The sequence below is a fragment of the bacterium genome, from assembly GCA_023135785.1.
Lineage (GTDB): Bacteria > CAIJMQ01 > CAIJMQ01 > CAIJMQ01 > CAIJMQ01 > CAZNJA01.
The window spans coordinates 1-18,371 of sequence record JAGLSL010000037.1 but is presented as its reverse complement, the minus strand read 5'-3'; the positions used below and the strand labels follow the sequence as shown (position 1 = coordinate 18,371).

At 36.6% G+C, this 18,371-nt stretch carries 15 protein-coding genes and 1 tRNA gene; 6 read left to right on the top strand and 10 right to left on the bottom strand.

Translation table 11 applies throughout. From position 1 onward, the window contains the following. From KAS42_03270 to KAS42_03250, 5 genes are all read left to right on the top strand, one after another. A partial coding sequence (locus KAS42_03270; protein MCK4905248.1) for an elongation factor G occupies positions 1-1,759 on the top strand: 1,759 nt, incomplete at its 5' end. Positions 1,760-1,898: 139 nt separating this feature from the next. Next, positions 1,899-2,672: a YebC/PmpR family DNA-binding transcriptional regulator gene (locus tag KAS42_03265; GenBank protein ID MCK4905247.1), complete on the top strand. Its 774-nt coding sequence runs from the start codon at positions 1,899-1,901 to the stop codon at positions 2,670-2,672. Positions 2,673-3,445: 773 nt separating this feature from the next. Continuing rightward, entirely contained in the window at positions 3,446-5,686 is a 2,241-nt protein-coding gene (locus KAS42_03260) for a DNA translocase FtsK (protein ID MCK4905246.1), read from the top strand. 99 nt (positions 5,687-5,785) lie between these two features. Beyond that, positions 5,786-6,535: a type I methionyl aminopeptidase gene (gene map / locus KAS42_03255; protein MCK4905245.1), complete on the top strand. Its 750-nt coding sequence runs from the start codon at positions 5,786-5,788 to the stop codon at positions 6,533-6,535. Positions 6,536-6,625: 90 nt separating this feature from the next. Continuing rightward, entirely contained in the window at positions 6,626-7,078 is a 453-nt protein-coding gene (locus tag KAS42_03250; GenBank protein MCK4905244.1) for an N-acetyltransferase, read from the top strand. A gap of 20 nt (positions 7,079-7,098) precedes the next feature. Here KAS42_03250 and KAS42_03245 read toward each other — a convergent pair whose 3' ends face one another. The 10 genes from KAS42_03245 to KAS42_03200 all read right to left on the bottom strand — a co-directional run bounded on the left by KAS42_03245 (position 7,099) and on the right by KAS42_03200 (position 17,720). Continuing rightward, positions 7,099-7,602, bottom strand: a complete 504-nt coding sequence (locus KAS42_03245; GenBank protein ID MCK4905243.1) for a DUF523 domain-containing protein — start codon at positions 7,600-7,602, stop codon at positions 7,099-7,101. A 206-nt stretch (positions 7,603-7,808) separates the two neighbouring features. Next, entirely contained in the window at positions 7,809-8,741 is a 933-nt protein-coding gene (locus KAS42_03240) for an RluA family pseudouridine synthase (GenBank protein ID MCK4905242.1), read from the bottom strand. A gap of 38 nt (positions 8,742-8,779) precedes the next feature. Then, positions 8,780-8,941, bottom strand: coding sequence for a hypothetical protein (locus KAS42_03235; protein ID MCK4905241.1), 162 nt, complete (start codon positions 8,939-8,941; stop codon positions 8,780-8,782). Positions 8,942-9,045: 104 nt separating this feature from the next. Further along, complete coding sequence (gene ilvD, locus KAS42_03230; GenBank protein MCK4905240.1) at positions 9,046-10,704, bottom strand: dihydroxy-acid dehydratase; 1,659 nt, start codon at positions 10,702-10,704, stop codon at positions 9,046-9,048. 303 nt (positions 10,705-11,007) lie between these two features. Next, positions 11,008-11,973, bottom strand: a complete 966-nt coding sequence (locus KAS42_03225) for an ExsB family transcriptional regulator (GenBank protein ID MCK4905239.1) — start codon at positions 11,971-11,973, stop codon at positions 11,008-11,010. A 119-nt stretch (positions 11,974-12,092) separates the two neighbouring features. Then, positions 12,093-12,476, bottom strand: coding sequence for an ACT domain-containing protein (locus KAS42_03220; GenBank protein ID MCK4905238.1), 384 nt, complete (start codon positions 12,474-12,476; stop codon positions 12,093-12,095). A 248-nt stretch (positions 12,477-12,724) separates the two neighbouring features. Then, positions 12,725-12,988, bottom strand: coding sequence for a hypothetical protein (locus KAS42_03215; protein MCK4905237.1), 264 nt, complete (start codon positions 12,986-12,988; stop codon positions 12,725-12,727). A 102-nt stretch (positions 12,989-13,090) separates the two neighbouring features. Beyond that, entirely contained in the window at positions 13,091-13,507 is a 417-nt protein-coding gene (locus KAS42_03210; GenBank protein MCK4905236.1) for a 3'-phosphoesterase, read from the bottom strand. Positions 13,508-13,651: 144 nt separating this feature from the next. Next, entirely contained in the window at positions 13,652-15,490 is a 1,839-nt protein-coding gene (gene polA / locus KAS42_03205) for a DNA polymerase I (GenBank protein MCK4905235.1), read from the bottom strand. Next, positions 15,483-17,720, bottom strand: coding sequence for a hypothetical protein (locus tag KAS42_03200; protein MCK4905234.1), 2,238 nt, complete (start codon positions 17,718-17,720; stop codon positions 15,483-15,485). The genes polA and KAS42_03200 overlap by 8 nt, the downstream gene beginning before the upstream one ends. Before the next feature lie 167 nt (positions 17,721-17,887). On the opposite strand from KAS42_03200, the gene KAS42_03195 reads away from it, so the two are divergent. Continuing rightward, positions 17,888-17,961: transfer RNA gene (locus KAS42_03195), tRNA-Arg, on the top strand. The last annotated feature ends 410 nt before the right edge of the window (positions 17,962-18,371 follow it).

Genomic DNA, 18,371 nt, shown 5'->3' with positions numbered 1-18,371 from the left:
TCCCGATTTTGTAGGCGAAGTAATTAGCGCCTTGGATGCCGTTGACGGCGCGGTTTTTGTCATAGATGCTACCGGAAGCATTGAAGTTCAAACAGAGCAGATATGGAATATGGTTCGAGAAAAGAATTTGCCGAGATTGATTTTTATTAACAAAATGGATAGAGAAGAGGCAAGTTTTCCTAAAATATTAAATGAAATTCAATTAAAATTAGGAGCACAATTTGTTCCTGTTCAAGCACCTCAAATAGAGGGAAAAACTTTTAAAGCGGTTATTGATTTAATAGAAGAATCTGAAAGTATTTCCGGGGAATTCTCCGGTTTTAGAGAAAAGCTAATGGAAAATGTGGCCGAAACAGATGACATTTTATTGGAAAAATATTTAGAGGAAGGTAAGCTGGTTTCTGACGAAATAAAAAAGGGATTAGGGGTAGGTATAAAACAGGGAAAGATATCCCCGATTATGTGTGGTTCCAACTATTTGGATATAGGAATTGATTTATTGGCTAAATTTTTGATCGAGTTTTTCCCCAATCCCACTGAAAGGAAAGTTTTGGATAAAGACGATAAAGATATAAATATTGTCGATAAAAAAGAATCGCTTGCCCAGGTTTTTAAAGTAGTTTCTGAACCGCATTTGGGAGATGTTGTGCTCTTTAGAGTGTTCTCGGGCAATTTTGCTGCAGGTTCATTGGTTTATAATGTGTCACAGGGCACAGAAGAAAAATTTGGACAGAAATTTCAGATTATTAAAGGACATACAAAAGATGAAGTAGAGAGTGTAGGAGTAGGCGAGATTGCAGGAATAGCTAAGCTAAAATCCGTAAAAATTTCAGATACATTGTCCGGCGTTAAAGATAGTGTTTCTTTGAAATTACTAGAATTTCCTCAACCCAACACTTCTGTATCCGTTGTTCCTAAAGAAATAAAAGACGAGGAAAAGCTTAGTTTTGCTTTGGATAAATTATGCAAAGAGGATTCAACCCTTCAAGTTAGTTTAAGTAAAGAATTTAGTGAAATTGTGCTTTCGGGAATGGGCGAGCTTCATTTGGGAACGGTTGCTAAAAGATTGGAACATAAATTTGGAGTGCATGTTGACTTCAAGGAACCAAGAATATCCTACAGAGAAACGATTAAGGGCTCCGCTAAAGTTCAAGGTAAATACAAAAGACAAACCGGCGGACATGGACAATATGCGGATGTATGGTTGGAAGTTGAACATTTACCAAGAGGCAAGGGGTTTGAATTTGTTAATAAAGTAGTTGGCGGAAGAATTCCTTCAAAGTTTATACCTTCAGTGGAAAAAGGGGTAAGAGAAGCTTTGGTAAAAGGCGTTACTACAAGTTATCTTGTTACTGATATAAGGGTTAGTGTTTATGACGGCAGTTTTCATCCTGTCGATTCTTCGGATATAGCGTTTCAGATTGCCGGTTCGATGGCTTTCAGAGATGCGGTCAAAAAGGCAAAGCCGACTATTTTAGAGCCGATAACAGAAGTAGAAATAACTTTGCCCGAAGAATATGTCGGAGATGTTACAGGCGATATAAATGCAAGAAGGGGAAGAATCCTTACCATTGAAGTTAAAGAACATGCGAGAATAATAAAAGCGCTAATTCCTTCTGGAGAAATGCACAGGTACTCATCTACGCTTAAATCTATTACAAAAGGAAGAGGGACATTTCAGATGAAATTTTCCTGTTATGAGGAAACACCTGCTCATATAGCGAAGAAAATTATCGAGGAAAGTGAAACGAAGAAATAATATAAGATGCCAAGCAAAGAATTCCCAATTTCTAATAAATTTCTAATTTTAAAATGCTCAACGATAAAATTTTTAGGGAATTAGGTATTGGAAATTAGATATTAGTAATTTATTGTAATCTTTAATTAGGAGGGTAAAAATGTCAGGACATAGTCATTGGGCGAGTATAAAACACAAAAAAGGTAAGGCTGATGCGCATAGAGGCAAGGTTTTCAGCCGTTTAGGCAAGCAGATTACAATTGCCGCGCGTAGCGGTGGCGATATTAGCATGAATTCCGCGTTAAGATCTGCAGTGGATGCGGCAAGAGAAGTCAATATGCCACAGGAAAATATAACCCGCGCAATAAAAAAAGGTACGGGTGAGCTACCGGGTATTACTCTTGAACAATGCACTTATGAAGCATATGGGCCGGGGGGAATCGCTTTTATAATAGAGATGATAACTGATAACAAAAATCGGGCTTCTTCTGAGATGAAACACATATTTTCTAAATTTGGTGGCAATCTCGCTGCTCCTGGTGCTGCGATGAGATTTTTCAAAAAGAAAGGTGTTGCAACAATGTCCATATTTAAGACTGAAGAAAAGAAAGAGAAGTTTAACGAAGAAGAATTAATGGAAATTACTATAAACACCGGAGCCGAAGATTTCAGAATGGAAGACGAAGAGTGCGCCTTGATTGCAAGAGTGGAAGATTTTAACAAAGTTAAAGAAGCGCTTAAGAATGAAAATATCCAGATAATTTCCGCAAAAATAGAGATGTTACCCGAAAATCCTACCCCTGTTGCGGATGAAAAATCCGCGGGAAAGATATTGCAACTTGTGGAAGCGTTGGAAGAGCATGACGATGTTCAGGATGTCTATGCGAATTTTGATATACCTGACGAATTAATGGATAAATTAAGCCAAGAGTAGATATAAATTTTTGAAGCTAATGCGGGAAAGATATTATCGCTTTCCCGCATTTTTTATTCTGATAGTAGACACTGGACATGATAATATTGTAAAAAATAATCTCCTGAAAAATAGCAATAAGTATCAAGGGTAGGGATTAAGTGTTTGGAGAAGCGAGCCCAATTAATTTATCAATAACAAAGTTTATGGCAATAGATGGAGAATTGTTCTATATGATGCAAACTACACATTTCTAAAATGCGACCAATATTCTAATAATTATATAAGGGATATTTATTTGTCTAGTCATTGCCATGATGTAAATGCCTATTTTGGGAGTAAGTTGCAGTATAAAATACATTAGCTATGGAGCTAATTTTAATGAATATCCCGATGATTGTGATGATGTTGATTGTACTTGGTGCAGTGATGTATGTGAGTGATAGACAATCAGCTGTTTTTAAAACAGTTTTAAGCTGTGTTTGAGGTTTCTTAAGTTTATATTGACAGTTTAAGTAATAAAATAGAGATATATACTTTCTTTGGATAAAGGCGGGGAATCAATGAATTGCTTCCTCGCCTTTCTTTTTAGGAAACAGATATGGTAACATACTTTTTAAGTATTCTTGATAAAAAAAGACATAAATTCTCCTGTTCTTGGTTTTTATATGGCATAGAGGTAAGGCGGTTATGGAATTATAAAGAGAAGCAATAGTTCGGGAGTTAATAGTGTTTTTGACACCGATAGATGCTGTGTAATTCTATGGTTTGTGAAACAATTTAATAATTTATAAATGCAATATAAAAGCGAAATAGCAAGTATTATACTGTTGGGTATGGTTGTCATGTTGTTTTTGAGTTTAATTTCTTTCTCTCCCGCCGATTTAAGCATTCTTCAGAATCCGCCCAATTACCCTGCCCAAAACATGATAGGCATAGTTGGGGCTTGGATGGGTTTTGGGCTTTACTCTCTTTTTGGAGTATTGGCGTATCTGGTGGTTTTTTTAGGGTTGGGTTTAATTTGTCTTCATTTTTTTTCGCGTTATGAAACACATATCAGCTCCAGAATAATCGGCTGTTTTGTTTTGCTTATCTCTTTGACTGTTTTCTTTGCTCTTAAGGGAATTGGCAGTGTTTTTTTAAAGGGTCTGTTTATAGAAGGTGAAATTAAATTTGCAGGAGGAATAATAGGTCATTTGTTATCTTCTGCAATGCTTAAATTTTTTGGCGGCATCGGAACATATATAATAACAACTATTACTTTTGTTGCAGGCGTTATTCTTATATCCTCGTATGAAAACTTTTATTTTTTCCTGTTGCAAAAAGTTAAAAGGTTGAAAAGTTACAGAGTAACAAAACCGCTGGCAATACAGAAAAAAGCGACAATTCCTTCCATATCAAAATCCGATATTTTGATTAAAGAAGAAAGCATAAAAACCATACCCGAGATCAAAGCACCTGAACCTGCTAAAATTTATAAAGACAAGGGAGAAGAAAAATTTATCCCCGAACTTTTTCAAGCAAGAGAAAAGCGCGATATAGACAGTTCTTTATTTGCTCTTCCTCCTCTTTCTTTGCTTAATGATTCGCCTGCGGCAAAACTGACGGATGATTCTTATATTTATGATAATTCTAAAAAATTAGAAAAAGTGCTTTTGGAATTTGGCATTGAGGCAAAAGTAACCAGTGTTCAGAAAGGCCCTGTTATCACTTCTTATGAGTTGGAACCGGGTGTTGGTGTTAAGGTTCAAAGCATTGTTTCCTTATCAGACGACATTGCTTTAGCGCTTCGTGCGCCTTCGGTAAGAATTGTAGCTCCTATTCCAGGTAAAGCTGTTATGGGAATTGAAATTCCCAATCCCACTTCTCGTCTTGTATATTTGAAGGAAATCCTTCAATCAAAAGAGTTTGCAAGTTTAGGCGCAAAATCAAAGCTTGCGGTTGCTTTAGGTAAGGACATAAGAGGCAATCCTCTTGTTGCCGATTTAAAAGAGATGCCTCATATTTTGATTGCGGGAACTACCGGCTCGGGAAAAACAATTTGTTTGCATTCATTAATTTCATCTATACTTTGTAATGCTTATCCGCATGAAGTAAAATTTCTACTTATTGACCCTAAAATGGTAGAACTTGCGCCTTTTTCGCAGATACCGCATTTATTTGCTCCGATAGTAACAATGGCGAAAGAAGCTCCTGCCGCTTTACAGTGGATAGTGGAAGAAATGGAAACAAGGTACGGAAAGCTTGCGGAAATGGGCGTAAGACATATCGAAAAATTTAATGAAAAGATGCATCAGGAAAAAAACGACAGCGAAAAGATGCCTTATATTGTTGTCATAATAGACGAATTGGCTGACCTTATGGTTGTGGCTTCAAGGAAAGTCGAAGAGATGATTATGCGGATTGCTCAACTTTCAAGAGCGGCGGGTATTCATCTTATTTTGGCTACTCAAAGACCTTCGGTAGATGTGGTAACCGGTGTAATAAAAGCAAATTTTCCTTATCGTATTTCCTTCCAGGTATCATCCAGGGTAGACTCAAGGACTGTGCTTGATGAAATGGGAGCTGATAAACTTTTAGGCAAAGGAGATATGCTTTATCTTGCCGCCGGCGGCAAGCCTATTCGTGTGCAGGGACCTTTTGTTGCCGAAGATGAAATTGAGCGAGTCGTAAAATATCTTGAAAAAATGGGCAAACCGGATTTTAGCGAAATAAGTTTTAAATTGGATAAAGTTAATAAAAAGGAAGAACCTGTATTGCCGGCAGAAAAAGATCCGCTTTTTAAAGATGCTATAAAAGTTATTTTGGCAAGCGGCCAAGCATCTGCTTCGCATCTTCAGAGAAGAATGAGCATAGGATATGCCAGGGCAGGAAGATTAATTGACCTTATGGAAAAACAAGGAATAATAGGCCCGCCTCAAGGTGTGAAACCACGCATAGTTTTGATAGATGAATCGTATTTGGATAAGCTTAATAATAATGACAATGCAAATATTAAAAATGAAAAGTATGATAGAAATACGGTGGATATATAATGGATATATGTAGAAATATTATAGAACTACATTGTAGTGAGGCAATTTATTTCCATTTATTTCCATTGCATTTCAATTTATATCTATAATTTTTTCAAAATGATTCCAATTAAATCAAAAGAAGAAATAAAAATTCTCGGTGAAGCTAATAAGATAATCGCAGGAATTTTTAAGTTGATAAAAACAATAATTCAGCCCGGAGTAAACACAAAAGAATTGGATCTTTTCGCGGAAGATTTAATAAAAAAAGAAGGCGCAATTCCTGCGTTTAAAGGTTATATGGGATATCCCGCATCTATCTGTGCTTCGATAAACGAGGAAGTGGTGCACGGTATCCCCTCCGAAAAAAGAATCTTGGGAAATGGCGATATAGTCAGTATAGATCTTGGGGTAAAACTTAAAAATTATTATGGCGATGCGGCAATTACTTATCCAGTCGGAGAAATAGACAACGATGCGAAAGAACTTATTGATGTTACCCAAACCGCGCTTTATAAAGGTATAGAAAAAGCAAGGGCAGGTAATTATCTTTTTGACATATCGTGGGCAATTCAGTCCTTTGTTGAAAATAAAGGATATGGAGTAATAAGAGATTTTGTGGGACATGGAATCGGAAAGCAACTTCACGAAGAACCTCAGATCCCGAATTTTGGTAAACCCGGCACGGGTCCTCTTTTAAAAGAAGGAATGGTCTTTGCTATTGAACCAATGATTAGTCAAGGCACATGGGAAGTTAAAGTGCTGGATGATGGTTGGACTGCTATTACGTTGGATAATTCTTTGGCTTGTCATTTTGAGCATACGATTGCTATAATGAAAAACGGACCTGTGATTTTAAGTAAAGAATAATGAAACTGGGAAATACAGTAGCTTTCAGGCAATGTATATCGATATATTTCACCGTATTTCCATTTATTTCTAAGTGTGAAATAATAAGACATGAAAATCAGAAAAGCCAAAACTCAAGATGTTATACCTATTTACAAATTGTTGGAATACTTTAGCGCTAAAGAAGTGCTTCTTCCTCGTTCTTTGGCTGAACTATATGACAACGTGAGAGATTTTTTCGTTGCCGAAGACGAAGGAGAAATAATAGGGTGTTGTTCGCTTCACTCGTGTTGGGAAGATTTGGGTGAAATAAAATCTTTAGCCTTAAAAGAAGATTGGCAGAGCAAAGGGATAGCCAAGAACTTGGTGAATTTATGTATAAAAGATGCGCCTCAATTGGGACTCGAAAGAGTTTTTGCTCTTACTTATGTGCCTGAATTTTTTAAAGGTTTAGGTTTTAAAGAAATTCCCAAAGAAAAGTTGCCTCATAAAGTGTGGAAAGAATGTATCAGTTGTCCTAAATTCCCTGATTGCGGTGAAATTGCATTAATAAGAGATATTTAAAGAAGTATAGAAGAATTCTGTCAAAAAGCAGTTTCCAAAGCTATCTTTATTTTTTCAATTGAAATATCAATTTGGTGGTAATCTATCTCTAAAAAAATAATATTGTCAGATTTTTTTTTGCGCAAACAATGTATAAACATCCCATCACCTTTTTTTAAGTTATTATTTTTGTCATAAACATAAGAAATTGAACAACTCGGCGATCTTGCTATACCTACCACTATTAAATGGCATTCGTTAATATCTCCTAGATTAGAAATAAAATCTTTAGCTAATTTTTCGCAGGAATTTTTAAATCCTGAGATTTCTATATACTCATCATAAGTTTTTGGTTCTCTTTCACCAAGAAATAAAAACTCAGGGCAGGGTAACTGCTCAATTTTAGCATTATATTTTTTCGCAAGCCTTAATATCTTATCTTTTATTCCAGGATGTTGTGAAAGCCTATTAGCTCTTACTTTGGAGTTGAGGAGACAATGGGAGACTGCGAGGATAATAGGTTTATTATCTAATAATTTAAACATTGTACTTTTCTTTAAAATTCGAAGCACGAAATCCGAAATACGAGACAATATCCAATAACCAAAATCCCAAAACCAAAACTGTTTTGAATTTGGTAAATTCTAATTTAGGATTTGTTTTGAGTTTCCCCTCTGGAATTTCAGAGAAATTCCGAGGACTCAGTCCCGGAAATCTTTCAGATTTCTCGGGGGATATTAGGATTTCGGATTTATTTTGCATTTTGTCTTGCCCATTTGATTACATATTCCATATCTTCTGGGATAGGCGCTTCAAACTCTACGGATTTTTTTAATATGGGGTGATAAAATTTTAGCTTGTACGCGTGAAGAAACTGTCTTTTAATTTTGTCCTTTACCTCACCTAAACTTGATGAAGATATACGTTTTTTTCCGCCATATACTTCGTCGCCTACTATAGGATGTTCTATAAACGAAAGATGAATTCTTATTTGATGTGTTCTTCCTGTTCTAGGTTTAACCTCAAGTAGCGAAAAATCCTTAAATCTTTCCTGCACGTTGAAGAATGTTGTTGATTCCCTGGGCTTTGCCGAGAATACGCTCATTTTTCTTCTATCGCCGATAGATCTACCAATTGGTGTATTAACTTCACCGTCATTATTCTTAAAAATTCCCCAGGCAAGAGCAATATATGTTTTCTGAATTTCTCTTTGTTTAAATTGCCGCGCAATTTCGTTATGTGTTTTCTCGGTTTTTGCTATTACTATTACTCCCGATGTGTTTTTATCCAATCTATGAACAAGCCCGCCTCTTTCATTTCCGCCTATTGTTGATATTTCTTTTCCGCAGTGATTAAGCAAAGCATTTACTAATGTTCCACTTTTTTTCTCGCCTGCAGGATGAACAATAAGTCCTGCGGGTTTATTTATAACAATCAATTCTTTGTCTTCGTATATGATATTTAAGGGAATGTCTTCTGCTTCAAGATTAGTAGGTGGAAGCGCCGATATTTTAATTTCTATTGTTTTATTTGCTTTTACTTTGTGATGCGGAATTGACACTATCTTTTTATTAATTTTTACATTCCCATTATAAATAAGTTTTTGAATTTTGGAACGGGAAAATGCAAGTTTTAACAGGAGAAATTTATCTAATCGCTGGTTTTCTTCTTCTATATTAGACAGAAAACTTAAAATTTCTTCTTCGCTCACTTTTTACCCCGTTAGAGATTTAAAAACACCGGATATTTATTTACCTGCCCATCAATCATCATTATGCTTTTCTGATAGTGTGTCATTCCCGCAATCTTTAAGCGGGAATCTCTATCTGTCGGTAGACAGGCAGAAATGAGCATATTGGATGCCCGATTAAAGCATTCTGGCATGACAAAACTGCCAACTCGTCTAAGCAGACGAAGTCTGACCGATAACTAATTTGACAATATACTATCTTATATCCAAAAAGCAATCTTCTCAATCTCTAACGGGGCTAACTTTTTAATATAGCGCCTTTATCTGCAGAAGTTGTAAGATGTGAATATCTCTTAAGCAAAGGAGATTTTATCTGGTGAGATAAAATTTTAATTTCTTTTTTCCTTTTTGCCAATTCGCTACTGCTTACTTTAAGTGAAATTTGTCTTTTGGGTATACTTATATCTATAATATCTCCGTTTTTAACATATGCTATTGTTCCGCCTTCTGCGGCTTCTGGCGAAACATGTCCTATTGCCAATCCTCTGGTACCGCCGGAAAATCGTCCGTCAGTAATAAGAGCAATGCTTTCTCCAAGACCTTTGCCTGCAATTGCTGAAGTAGGGGAAAGCATCTCTCTCATTCCTGGTCCGCCTTTTGGTCCCTCATATCTTATAATCAACACATCGCCTTTTTTTATTTTGTTAGTCATTATGGATTTCATTGCTTCTTCTTCGCAGTTAAAAACTTTTGCTTTACCGGAAAAAGTCCAGACTTTTTCGTTTACTGCAGAACGTTTAATTACTGCCCCGTCAGGCGCAAGGTTACCTTTAAGAATGGCGATTCCACCTTCTTTGTAATATGGTTTATTAATCGGTCTTATGACTTCGGTATTTAAATTCTCCGCATTCTTTACTCGTGTTTCTATTTTTCCTTCAACAGCACTAAGTTTCAGGTTCAACAGTTTTTTCTTTGAAAGTTCTTTCATAACCGATAGAATTCCGCCTGCTCTATCTAAATCTTCCATGTGCGCCGGACCTGCAGGAGAAAGCCGACATAGATTCGGTGTTTTTCTTGATATTTTATCGAATATATCCAGTTCCAATTTTATACCCGCTTCGTGAGCAATAGCAGGTAAATGCAGAACAGTATTGGTGGAACTGCCAAGCGCCATTTCAACAGTGATAGCATTCTTGAAAGCTTCAATAGTTGCAATCTGTCTGGGTTTTATATCTTTCTTTATAAGTTCAACTATTCTCATCCCGACTTTTTTAGCAAGCCTTTTTCTAAGCGACATTACTGCGGGAATAGTGCCGTTACCGAATGGAGCAAGACCCAAAGCTTCAGCTATGCAGTTCATTGAGTTGGCAGTGAACATTCCTGCACATGAACCACACGTTGGACAAGCGCTTTCTTCAAGTTCGGAAAGTTCGCAATTTTTCATTTTTCCCGATGACATTTTCCCCACTGCTTCAAATACCGTAATCAAATCGATGTCTTTTCCTCTTAAGTTTCCTGCCAGCATAGGTCCGCCTGAAAAAAGGATAGATGGAATATTTAACCGTAACGCTGCCATAAGCATACCTGGAACTATCTTATCGCAGTTTGGAATTAGCACAAGCCCGTCAAAAGGATGCGCGCTTGCCATAATCTCCACCGAATCCGCAACGATTTCTCTTGAAGGAAGTGAAAACTTCATCCCCTCGTGACCCATAGCTATTCCGTCGCATACGCCGATTGTCTGAAATTCCATCGGTGTGGCGCCCGCCATTCTTATGCCGTCTTTTACTGCAGATGCAATTTCCTTAAGGTGTATATGACCGGGGACTATTTCATTCCATGAATTTGCTATACCGATGATAGGTCGTGAAATTTCTTCATCCGTAAAACCTGAAGCTTTTAAAAGGGAACGATTGGGAGCTCTTTCAAAACCTTTTTTCATCCTATCTGATTTCATTTTATCCCCTTTATATTAATTTGGTTTTTAATCTTTAATCGCCGTAACCTATATCTAATCACTGTAATCTATCTTTTTCTGTAATCTGAACATTCTTTTGCATTCGGTCTTTCCGGTCTTGTGCACGCTTCTCTCCAGTTGTATTTGCAATTATCACACAGAATTTTCCTACTTTTAAAACTATCTTTTATATTCCGCCAAAATCGTTGTAAAAATTTTATCATAAAATCATATTGATTATAAGAGAATAAACAAATAGATGTCAAAGAGATATTTACAAAAAAGATTCTCTCCTTGCATATCTCAAATGGCTTCTATGGTTGAGGGGGGTTTTGGGGTTATATTGTATGTAACGCTTACTACACCCGGCACTTCTGTGATTATTCTCCCTGCCAGTTTTTCCAAGGTTTCGTGCGGCAATCTTGTTGGTGAGGCTGTCCTGGCATCTGTGCTGTCCCAGCATCTTATTTCAATTTGTAGTCCGAAATCTCTTTTTCCGTCCCGCATTCCTGTAACTCTGTCTTCGTGAAGAATTGCAAGATACTGAAATGCGCCGGTTTGACATAGTTCTTCTTCTGTAATTTTTGTGGCTTTTCTCACCGTTTCTATTCGTTCCGGTGTAATTTCACCTATTACTCTGGCGGCTAATGCCGGTCCTGGAAACGGAGGTCTTTCATATATTTCTTCAGGCAATCCCAGTGCTTTTGCAAGCATTCTCACTGCCGGTTTCCGCAGTTGTATTAATGGTTCAACGATTTTATATCCGAATGTTTCCTGCGGGTCTATGCCTAATTGCTCAAATACATTGTGTTGTCGCTTTATTCCCGCCACGGTTTCGTCAACATCGGTTAGAATTGTTCCCTGAAACAAATATTTTGCTGAGCTTTCTCTGACTAATTTGCCGAAAATGTCTTTATAAAATGTTTGTGTAACAGCTTCTCTTTTTTCTTCGGGGTCAGTGATACCTCTAAATGCATCAAAGAATTCTTTTTTACCGTCAAAGAGTTCTACATTTACACCCAATTTCTTGAATAACGAGACAATTTTTTCAGGCTCACCATCTCTCATTATGCCGTTATCTACAAAATATGTCTTGAGCTGCGCACCTAAAGCTTTGTGTCCCAGCATAGTAACTACAGAGGAATCAACGCCACCGGATAATGCGTTAATAGCCAATCCTTCTCCTACAATTGAGGATATCTCCTGTACTTTCTGGTTTATAAATTCTTCAACATTCAGGTCTTTTGCCTTTATTTCTTGGATTTGCATTGTATTTCTCCTGTTATGTAATTTAGAGATAGAAATATCATTGAAATATATTGAAATAAATTGTCTGTCTACTACGTATTTCCACCGTATATCTACTATATTTCCGTAATTTTATTTGGTTATTGTTTTAATATTTTGTCTGCTTTTTTAGGGTCAGGAACTGAGAATACGCACATAGCTTCTTTCCCTTTTTTTTGAGCGCTTCCGTAAGCATAATCAATATTAATTCCGGCTTTAGCCAATTTCCCTGCTACTGTTGCCAATACTCCCGGCTTATTAGAACAATTTACTATAAGTACGTCTCGGATATGTATGAGCAATCCTAATTTTCTCAATGCGGCACTGGCTTTTGCAACATTATCAACTACAAGGCGGACTGCTCCCGTATCGGCAGTATCTACTACTGAAATGGCGAGTATATTGACTTTTATTGCTTTACATAATTTTGCGAGTTGACCTGGTTTATTTTCCAGATAAACTGTCAATTGTTTACTTATTGGCATGATTACCTCCCTTTTAAGATAATGATTACACAGACTATCAAATACAGATTACACAGATTAGAAAACACCAAATTATAGAGTTTTCACAGAGAGTTTTCAAATATGTAATTTTATTAAGTTTGGATAATGAGAGATTTATCTTTTTAAAAATTAGTTTGTAAAACTATCTATTTTTTTATTTATCTCTTTCGGTCCGATGCTTCGACATTACGTCAGAGTTCGGACTCCTTGGGTTTTAAATTTAAAACTCAAGGACTTTTTAATTTTTCTCTCTTCTTATCTATAGCATCCAGTTGTTCCATCAGTTCCATACAAGGGTTTTTGTCGTGAATTCTTTCAAATAAATGCCTGCCCGCTTCGCCGCAGGCGGGCTTACCTTTATTTGTCAGTTTTTTCCTTTTTGTAAGACTTATCTGTTGAAAGTTTTTCACTTTTATCAGGTCCAAAGAAGTGGTTTCAATAGCGACATTTTTCACTTTGACTTTGCCTGCAAGTTTTAGTTTTTTTAGCATTCTTTTAAACTTTGCTGTCTTTAGGCTTAACCTTTTCCATTTTTTATAATCTCCTAATAGAAAAAGTTCTTTATATGTTTTATTGTTTCTTACAGAAAAGAGTCAACTTTTTTTCTTGAAAAAAAGCCAGTTTTTGCTACGCTGGGATACCCTATGTGGTTTCCCATCAGGCGGTAGTTTTGGTTTTAATTTTATCAGGCAGTATATACCTTTTAACTTTTCGCCCTTTAGTTCAAAAATTATTTCAGTGCTGTCAAATTTAGAAGGAATGTAATAACCTTTATCCCATATTTCTACAAGCCCTGCTCCGTATTGCCCTTCGGGTATTTCGCCTTCAAAATTTGCATAGTCTATAGGATGGTCAGGAACTTCAACGGCAAGTCTTTTAATGCCTATTTCTTGGGGCGGTTCTTTGGGAACAGCCCAACTCTTTAACACGCCGTCTTTTTCAAGGCGGAAATCATAATGCAGACGTGAAGCGTCGTGTTTCTGAATAACAAAAATCAGTTCTTTAGTCATCTTAATTACAACTATTAGGTTAACAACGGTTAATAAAAGTTAATAACGCCCGCCTGCTTGCGCAAGCGGGGCAGGGTTGCAAAAAACAAAAGTAACCTTTGTTAACCCATGTTAACCAATATTAACCCCTATTAACTTTTTGCATCAATGCGCCTCCAACCAATTTTTCCCGATTCCTGTAGATATTTTCAAAGGGATGTTTAAGTCAACCGCATTCTCCATACATTCTTTTACTATTCCTATTACAACTTCTATCTCTTTTTCGCTGACTTCAAACAATAATTCGTCGTGAATCTGTAAAAGCATTCTGGTTTTAAGCTGGGATTCCTTAAATCTGTCATTAATTTTTATCATAGCTATCTTTATAATCTCTGCAGCAGTCCCTTGTATTGGTGTATTTATGGTTTCTCTTTCCGCTTGAAAGCGCAAAGTTGCATTCTCAGAATTGATATTAGTAATTTTTCTTTTTCTTCCCATCAGAGTAGTAACAAACCCTTTTCTTCTGGTGTCCTCAAGAGTATCATCAATAAATTTTTTCACACCCGGATGAGTAGAAAAATAGTTTCGGATTATCTCTGCTGCTTTTTCCCGTTTGATTCCCATTTCCTGCGCCAGTCCATAAGGACTTATCCCGTATATTATTCCAAAATTTACCGCTTTTGCTTTTCTTCTGTCGTCTTCGCTAACTTCTTCTTCGGGGATATTAAAAAGATGCATGGCAGTATCCTTGTGTATATCCTTTTCTTCCTTAAAAGCGCGTAGCAGGAGTTCATCTTTAGAAAAATGCGCTATTATTCGCAATTCTATCTGCGAATAATCCGCCGAGCATAGTACATGCCCTTTTTCTGCTATGAATGATTTCCTTAAATTCTTTCCTCTTGCGCCTTTTATTGGAATGTTCTGCAGACTCGGGTCGGATGATGCTAATCTTCCTGTTGATGTTCCTATCTGAAAGTATGATGTATGAATTCTGCCTGTTTTAGGATTAATATATTTAATCAGGGGTTCTACAAACCCGTCTGCAAGTTTTGTTATATTTCTGTATTCTAGAATTTTTTCGATAGCAGGATGTTTGTCTTTAATCTCTTCCAGTATTGAGGCAGATGTTGAATAATATCCTGTCTTTGATTTCTTTGCCGGAGCAAGCTTTAGTTTTTTGAATAAAATACGTGAAAGTTGTTGTGGGGAATTTAGATTAAACCTTTCTTTCGTTAATGTATAAATCTCCTCTGATATTTTGCCGATTTCCTCTTTTAAATCTTTCAGTAGGGGAGTAAGAAATGTTTTATCTACCTTTATGCCGTTTACTTCCATGTCTGCCAATATTGTCACAAGCGGCATCTCAAGGTCATAAAAGATTTTATCAAGTTTTTCTTTTTCCAGTAAGGGTAAAAGTTTATTCTTTAATCTCAATGTGAAATCGGCATCTTCGCAGGCATAGTGAGCAACTTTATCAATCTCTATATCGGCTATCGTTTCTTTATCTCCTACGAGTTCTTGGAAAGATAACATTTTGTATCCTAAATGTTTCAAAGAAAGATGTGCGAGATTATGCTCTCCTCTTACGGGATTCAAAAGGTGCGATGCAATCATCGTGTCAAAATTCATGTCTTTAATCTCAAGCCCTGTTTTTTTCAGGACAATATAATCATATTTTATATTCTGTCCTACTTTTTTAATTTTTGGATTTTCCAAAACGGGTCTTAAACGTTCCAGAACCATTGGCAAGTCAAGTTGTTTTGGCGCTTTGGTATATCTGTGGGCGAGGGGGATATAATATGCTTCGCCTTCTTTAAAAGATAACGAAATCCCGACTAAATTCGCGCGAGTGGGGGATGCAGAGGTTGTTTCTGTGTCTACTGCAATTTCCGATATGCCTGAAATTTTCTTTATTAAATTATCGAGTTCGTTTTCGTTAAGAATAGTTTTGTAATCAACATGGTCGGGTTTCTTGTAATCCATAAGAGGAAATTTATTAGTCATTTCTTGAGGGTGTTATTGTTTTCGATAAAGGAAGCTTAAATCCCGAAAGGTCAGTTATGCTTAAGGTAAGAAAAATCTCAAAGGTGTAGTCTTCATTTCTTGTTCTTTTATAATTATTCATTTGTAGTTCGGCTGTCCAACAGTGCAGATTTTTTTTTATGTAAACGCCGTTACTTCTTATAAATTCATTTTCCATATCGTATGCCGTAGAAAATTGCAGTTGTACAGTCGGCGACAAATCAAACCATATATTGCCATTTGCGCGATATAAATCTTCTGTCCTGTAATAACTTAATCCTAAAGAACCGCCGACCTTTTTCCATTTGCTTATCCCCAGACTTGAGCTCACAATCTCAAATTGGTCTGTTTGTGGCGTATATGTGGCATCAGAAACAAAAGATATTCCGGGTGTAGGAATGAGGGTGTTTTCTATGAAAACATAGTCCCACTGCTCTTCTTTTACGGAATAATTTGAAAAAACCCTTAAATTAAATGGCTCTGTGTATGTTGTTTTGCCTGTCTCATCCGACCCCGATATTAAATTGGAGTCATCATAGGGATATGATTGGATAGAAGATGAAACAATTGATTCTGGAGTACGGGCTTCTCTTAAATAAATTTCGTCTAAATCTTTGTAAGGAGCATATTTTTCGGTTTGTTTATATTGGGGAACCTTTAAGCGGTTAACGATTTCTACAAAGAACCCGTTCTGAGAAGTTATTCTGTCTATAGGGTCAAGTCGTATTAATTTGTTTCTATGAATATTTGGCTCGGGTCTATAATAATAGCCTATCTGCGGCTGGAATATGTGCTGAACATCTCCATACTGTTTTGCGAGTTTGCTTCTTAAATTCCACCCGATACCTTCTGTTGTTCTAAATGCTGTTTTTTCTTCCGTATCCTCACTATATCCTGTTCCCCTAAAATCAAGATATGGTTCGCTGGTAATCCATTTATTTATCCTGTGCGGAGCAGATAACTTAGCGAATAAATCAAGCCTGTCAAGTTCCGTGTCTTCTTCTATATTTTCTTCTTCGGGGAAAGCTTCTTTAAAATGAGAATAATTTGTCTCAACCTTATAATAAAATGGCGAGTTTTTGATTGCCTGTTCTCTGGTAGTAAAAGAAATACTCGGTTGTCTTTGGACTAAATATTCAAAATCGTTCAAAGCGGCATTCGTGTAAAAAATAGAATTATAATCAGGTTTTATTTGCTCCAGCGCAAAATAATTTTCGGGGTCTCGGCTTAGCGTAAATCTTTCCTCTCCCTTATTCATCTCCTCAAAGAAAAAATCTTTATTGAAATTCTCATCGGAAAACCGTTCGATTCTCATCATGCTTCTCCAATCTCCTTGCCACTGCTGTTTATGCTTGAATATGCCTTTCCATCTTTTATATTTATCGTTTCCTTCGGCGGTTCCGCCATATCTTTTTATGTTATCTCCTCCGTAGAAGCGACCGTCTTCATCCATGTAATATCCGTATATATAATTTTTTCCGCCGTCTGTTTTTAAATCTATATCAAAACCCTGTCCCCATCCCAAATTTTCGATATAGTCCAAATATAATCTACCTCTGAATTTTTTATTTACATACCAATTATAATGAGCAAGGTCCATCCATCCTTTTTCTTCGGAGTATCCCACCCAATTCACCAAACCGTAAGGCGGATGTGACATGTAAGTGTAATAAAAAGGGAGATAGAAGATGGGTATCCCGCCTACATAAAAAAGCACATTTTTTGCTATGGCTTTGTCTTCCAAATCAAGCGTAGCGCTGGAGCAGCTTAAATGGTAGTGCGGATGTTCGTGGTCGCAGGTTGTAAAACTACCTCGACTTAAAATAAACTCATCCCCCGAAAGAATCTCTATCCTATCTCCTTTCCAATACCAGGGCGGAAAGTAACCCTTATCTATATCTGTTATATAACCTTTGCTCTCTTTTAGATTATAAAACATATACTTGGCATGAACGGTATTGTTGTTCTTGACGTAATAAACGTTATCGATAGCTTTGACCTCTTCCTTATCGATATTTATTTCCAATCTGTCCGCAAAAATCTTTATATCCTTATATTCAATAGACGCTTTGTCTATTGCAATGACAAGCCCATCCTTTATCAGATAATCTACCTCTTCTCCCACTACTTTAAACGGCAAACTATCGGCACAAAGATTTGCAGAAAATAGAACAACGAAAAACAGAAAAGCAAGACATAGTATTTTTTGCATATGTAGATGCTACATATAGCATACAGATTACCATTTTGCAAGAAAATATCCCCTTGGCATTGGATTTTAGTTTAAATTAGGGTTATTATAAAAACAATCTTTTAATTTTGTTTAGAAATTGGAAATTGGTAATTGGTAATTTATCCTCGCAATAGCGAGGAGATGTTGTCCCTGTAGCTCAGCTCGGATAGAGCGTCGGCCTCCGAAGCCGGATGCACAGGTTCAAATCCTGTCAGGGACACTTAAAATTCTTATCATCTATGGTGATAAGAATTTTATCCCGAAGTGTGTGAAGAAGATTTTGCAAGAAATCTTCAATCGGTTTACACAAGGGGGGGGGGAAGTGAAATTTTTCAAAAGAGCAGTTTTCAATCAATTCAATCTGCGAAGTTGTTTTTGTCATAGATTCAATCTTCGCTCTTAAAAAATGATAGAATAACGCCTAAATTGCATTTATAAAGGGGAAGAAAAGGGAGACCAATGAATGATTGAAGTCAAAAACGAAGGTATAATACTTGAAGTTTCGGAAAGCAAATTTGATAATCAGGCGGTATTAAACCCTGCCTGCGTAGAGGTAGATGGAGTAACTCATATGTTTTACAGGGGCGTAAGAAAACCCGATATGTTCTCGTCTATAGGTTATTGTCAATT

Bases quoted from the DNA above. Each gene is read 5' to 3' on its own strand.
- KAS42_03265 (MCK4905247.1), top strand. From the start codon at position 1,899: ATGTCAGGACATAGTCATTGGGCGAGTATAAAACACAAAAAAGGTAAG.
- KAS42_03260 (MCK4905246.1), top strand. From the start codon at position 3,446: ATGCAATATAAAAGCGAAATAGCAAGTATTATACTGTTGGGTATGGTT.
- map (MCK4905245.1), top strand. From the start codon at position 5,786: ATGATTCCAATTAAATCAAAAGAAGAAATAAAAATTCTCGGTGAAGCT.
- KAS42_03250 (MCK4905244.1), top strand. From the start codon at position 6,626: ATGAAAATCAGAAAAGCCAAAACTCAAGATGTTATACCTATTTACAAA.
- KAS42_03245 (MCK4905243.1), bottom strand. From the start codon at position 7,602: ATGTTTAAATTATTAGATAATAAACCTATTATCCTCGCAGTCTCCCAT.
- KAS42_03235 (MCK4905241.1), bottom strand. From the start codon at position 8,941: ATGCCAGAATGCTTTAATCGGGCATCCAATATGCTCATTTCTGCCTGT.
- ilvD (MCK4905240.1), bottom strand. From the start codon at position 10,704: ATGAAATCAGATAGGATGAAAAAAGGTTTTGAAAGAGCTCCCAATCGT.
- KAS42_03225 (MCK4905239.1), bottom strand. From the start codon at position 11,973: ATGCAAATCCAAGAAATAAAGGCAAAAGACCTGAATGTTGAAGAATTT.
- KAS42_03220 (MCK4905238.1), bottom strand. From the start codon at position 12,476: ATGCCAATAAGTAAACAATTGACAGTTTATCTGGAAAATAAACCAGGT.
- KAS42_03215 (MCK4905237.1), bottom strand. From the start codon at position 12,988: ATGCTAAAAAAACTAAAACTTGCAGGCAAAGTCAAAGTGAAAAATGTC.
- KAS42_03210 (MCK4905236.1), bottom strand. From the start codon at position 13,507: ATGACTAAAGAACTGATTTTTGTTATTCAGAAACACGACGCTTCACGT.
- polA (MCK4905235.1), bottom strand. From the start codon at position 15,490: ATGACTAATAAATTTCCTCTTATGGATTACAAGAAACCCGACCATGTT.
- KAS42_03200 (MCK4905234.1), bottom strand. From the start codon at position 17,720: ATGCAAAAAATACTATGTCTTGCTTTTCTGTTTTTCGTTGTTCTATTT.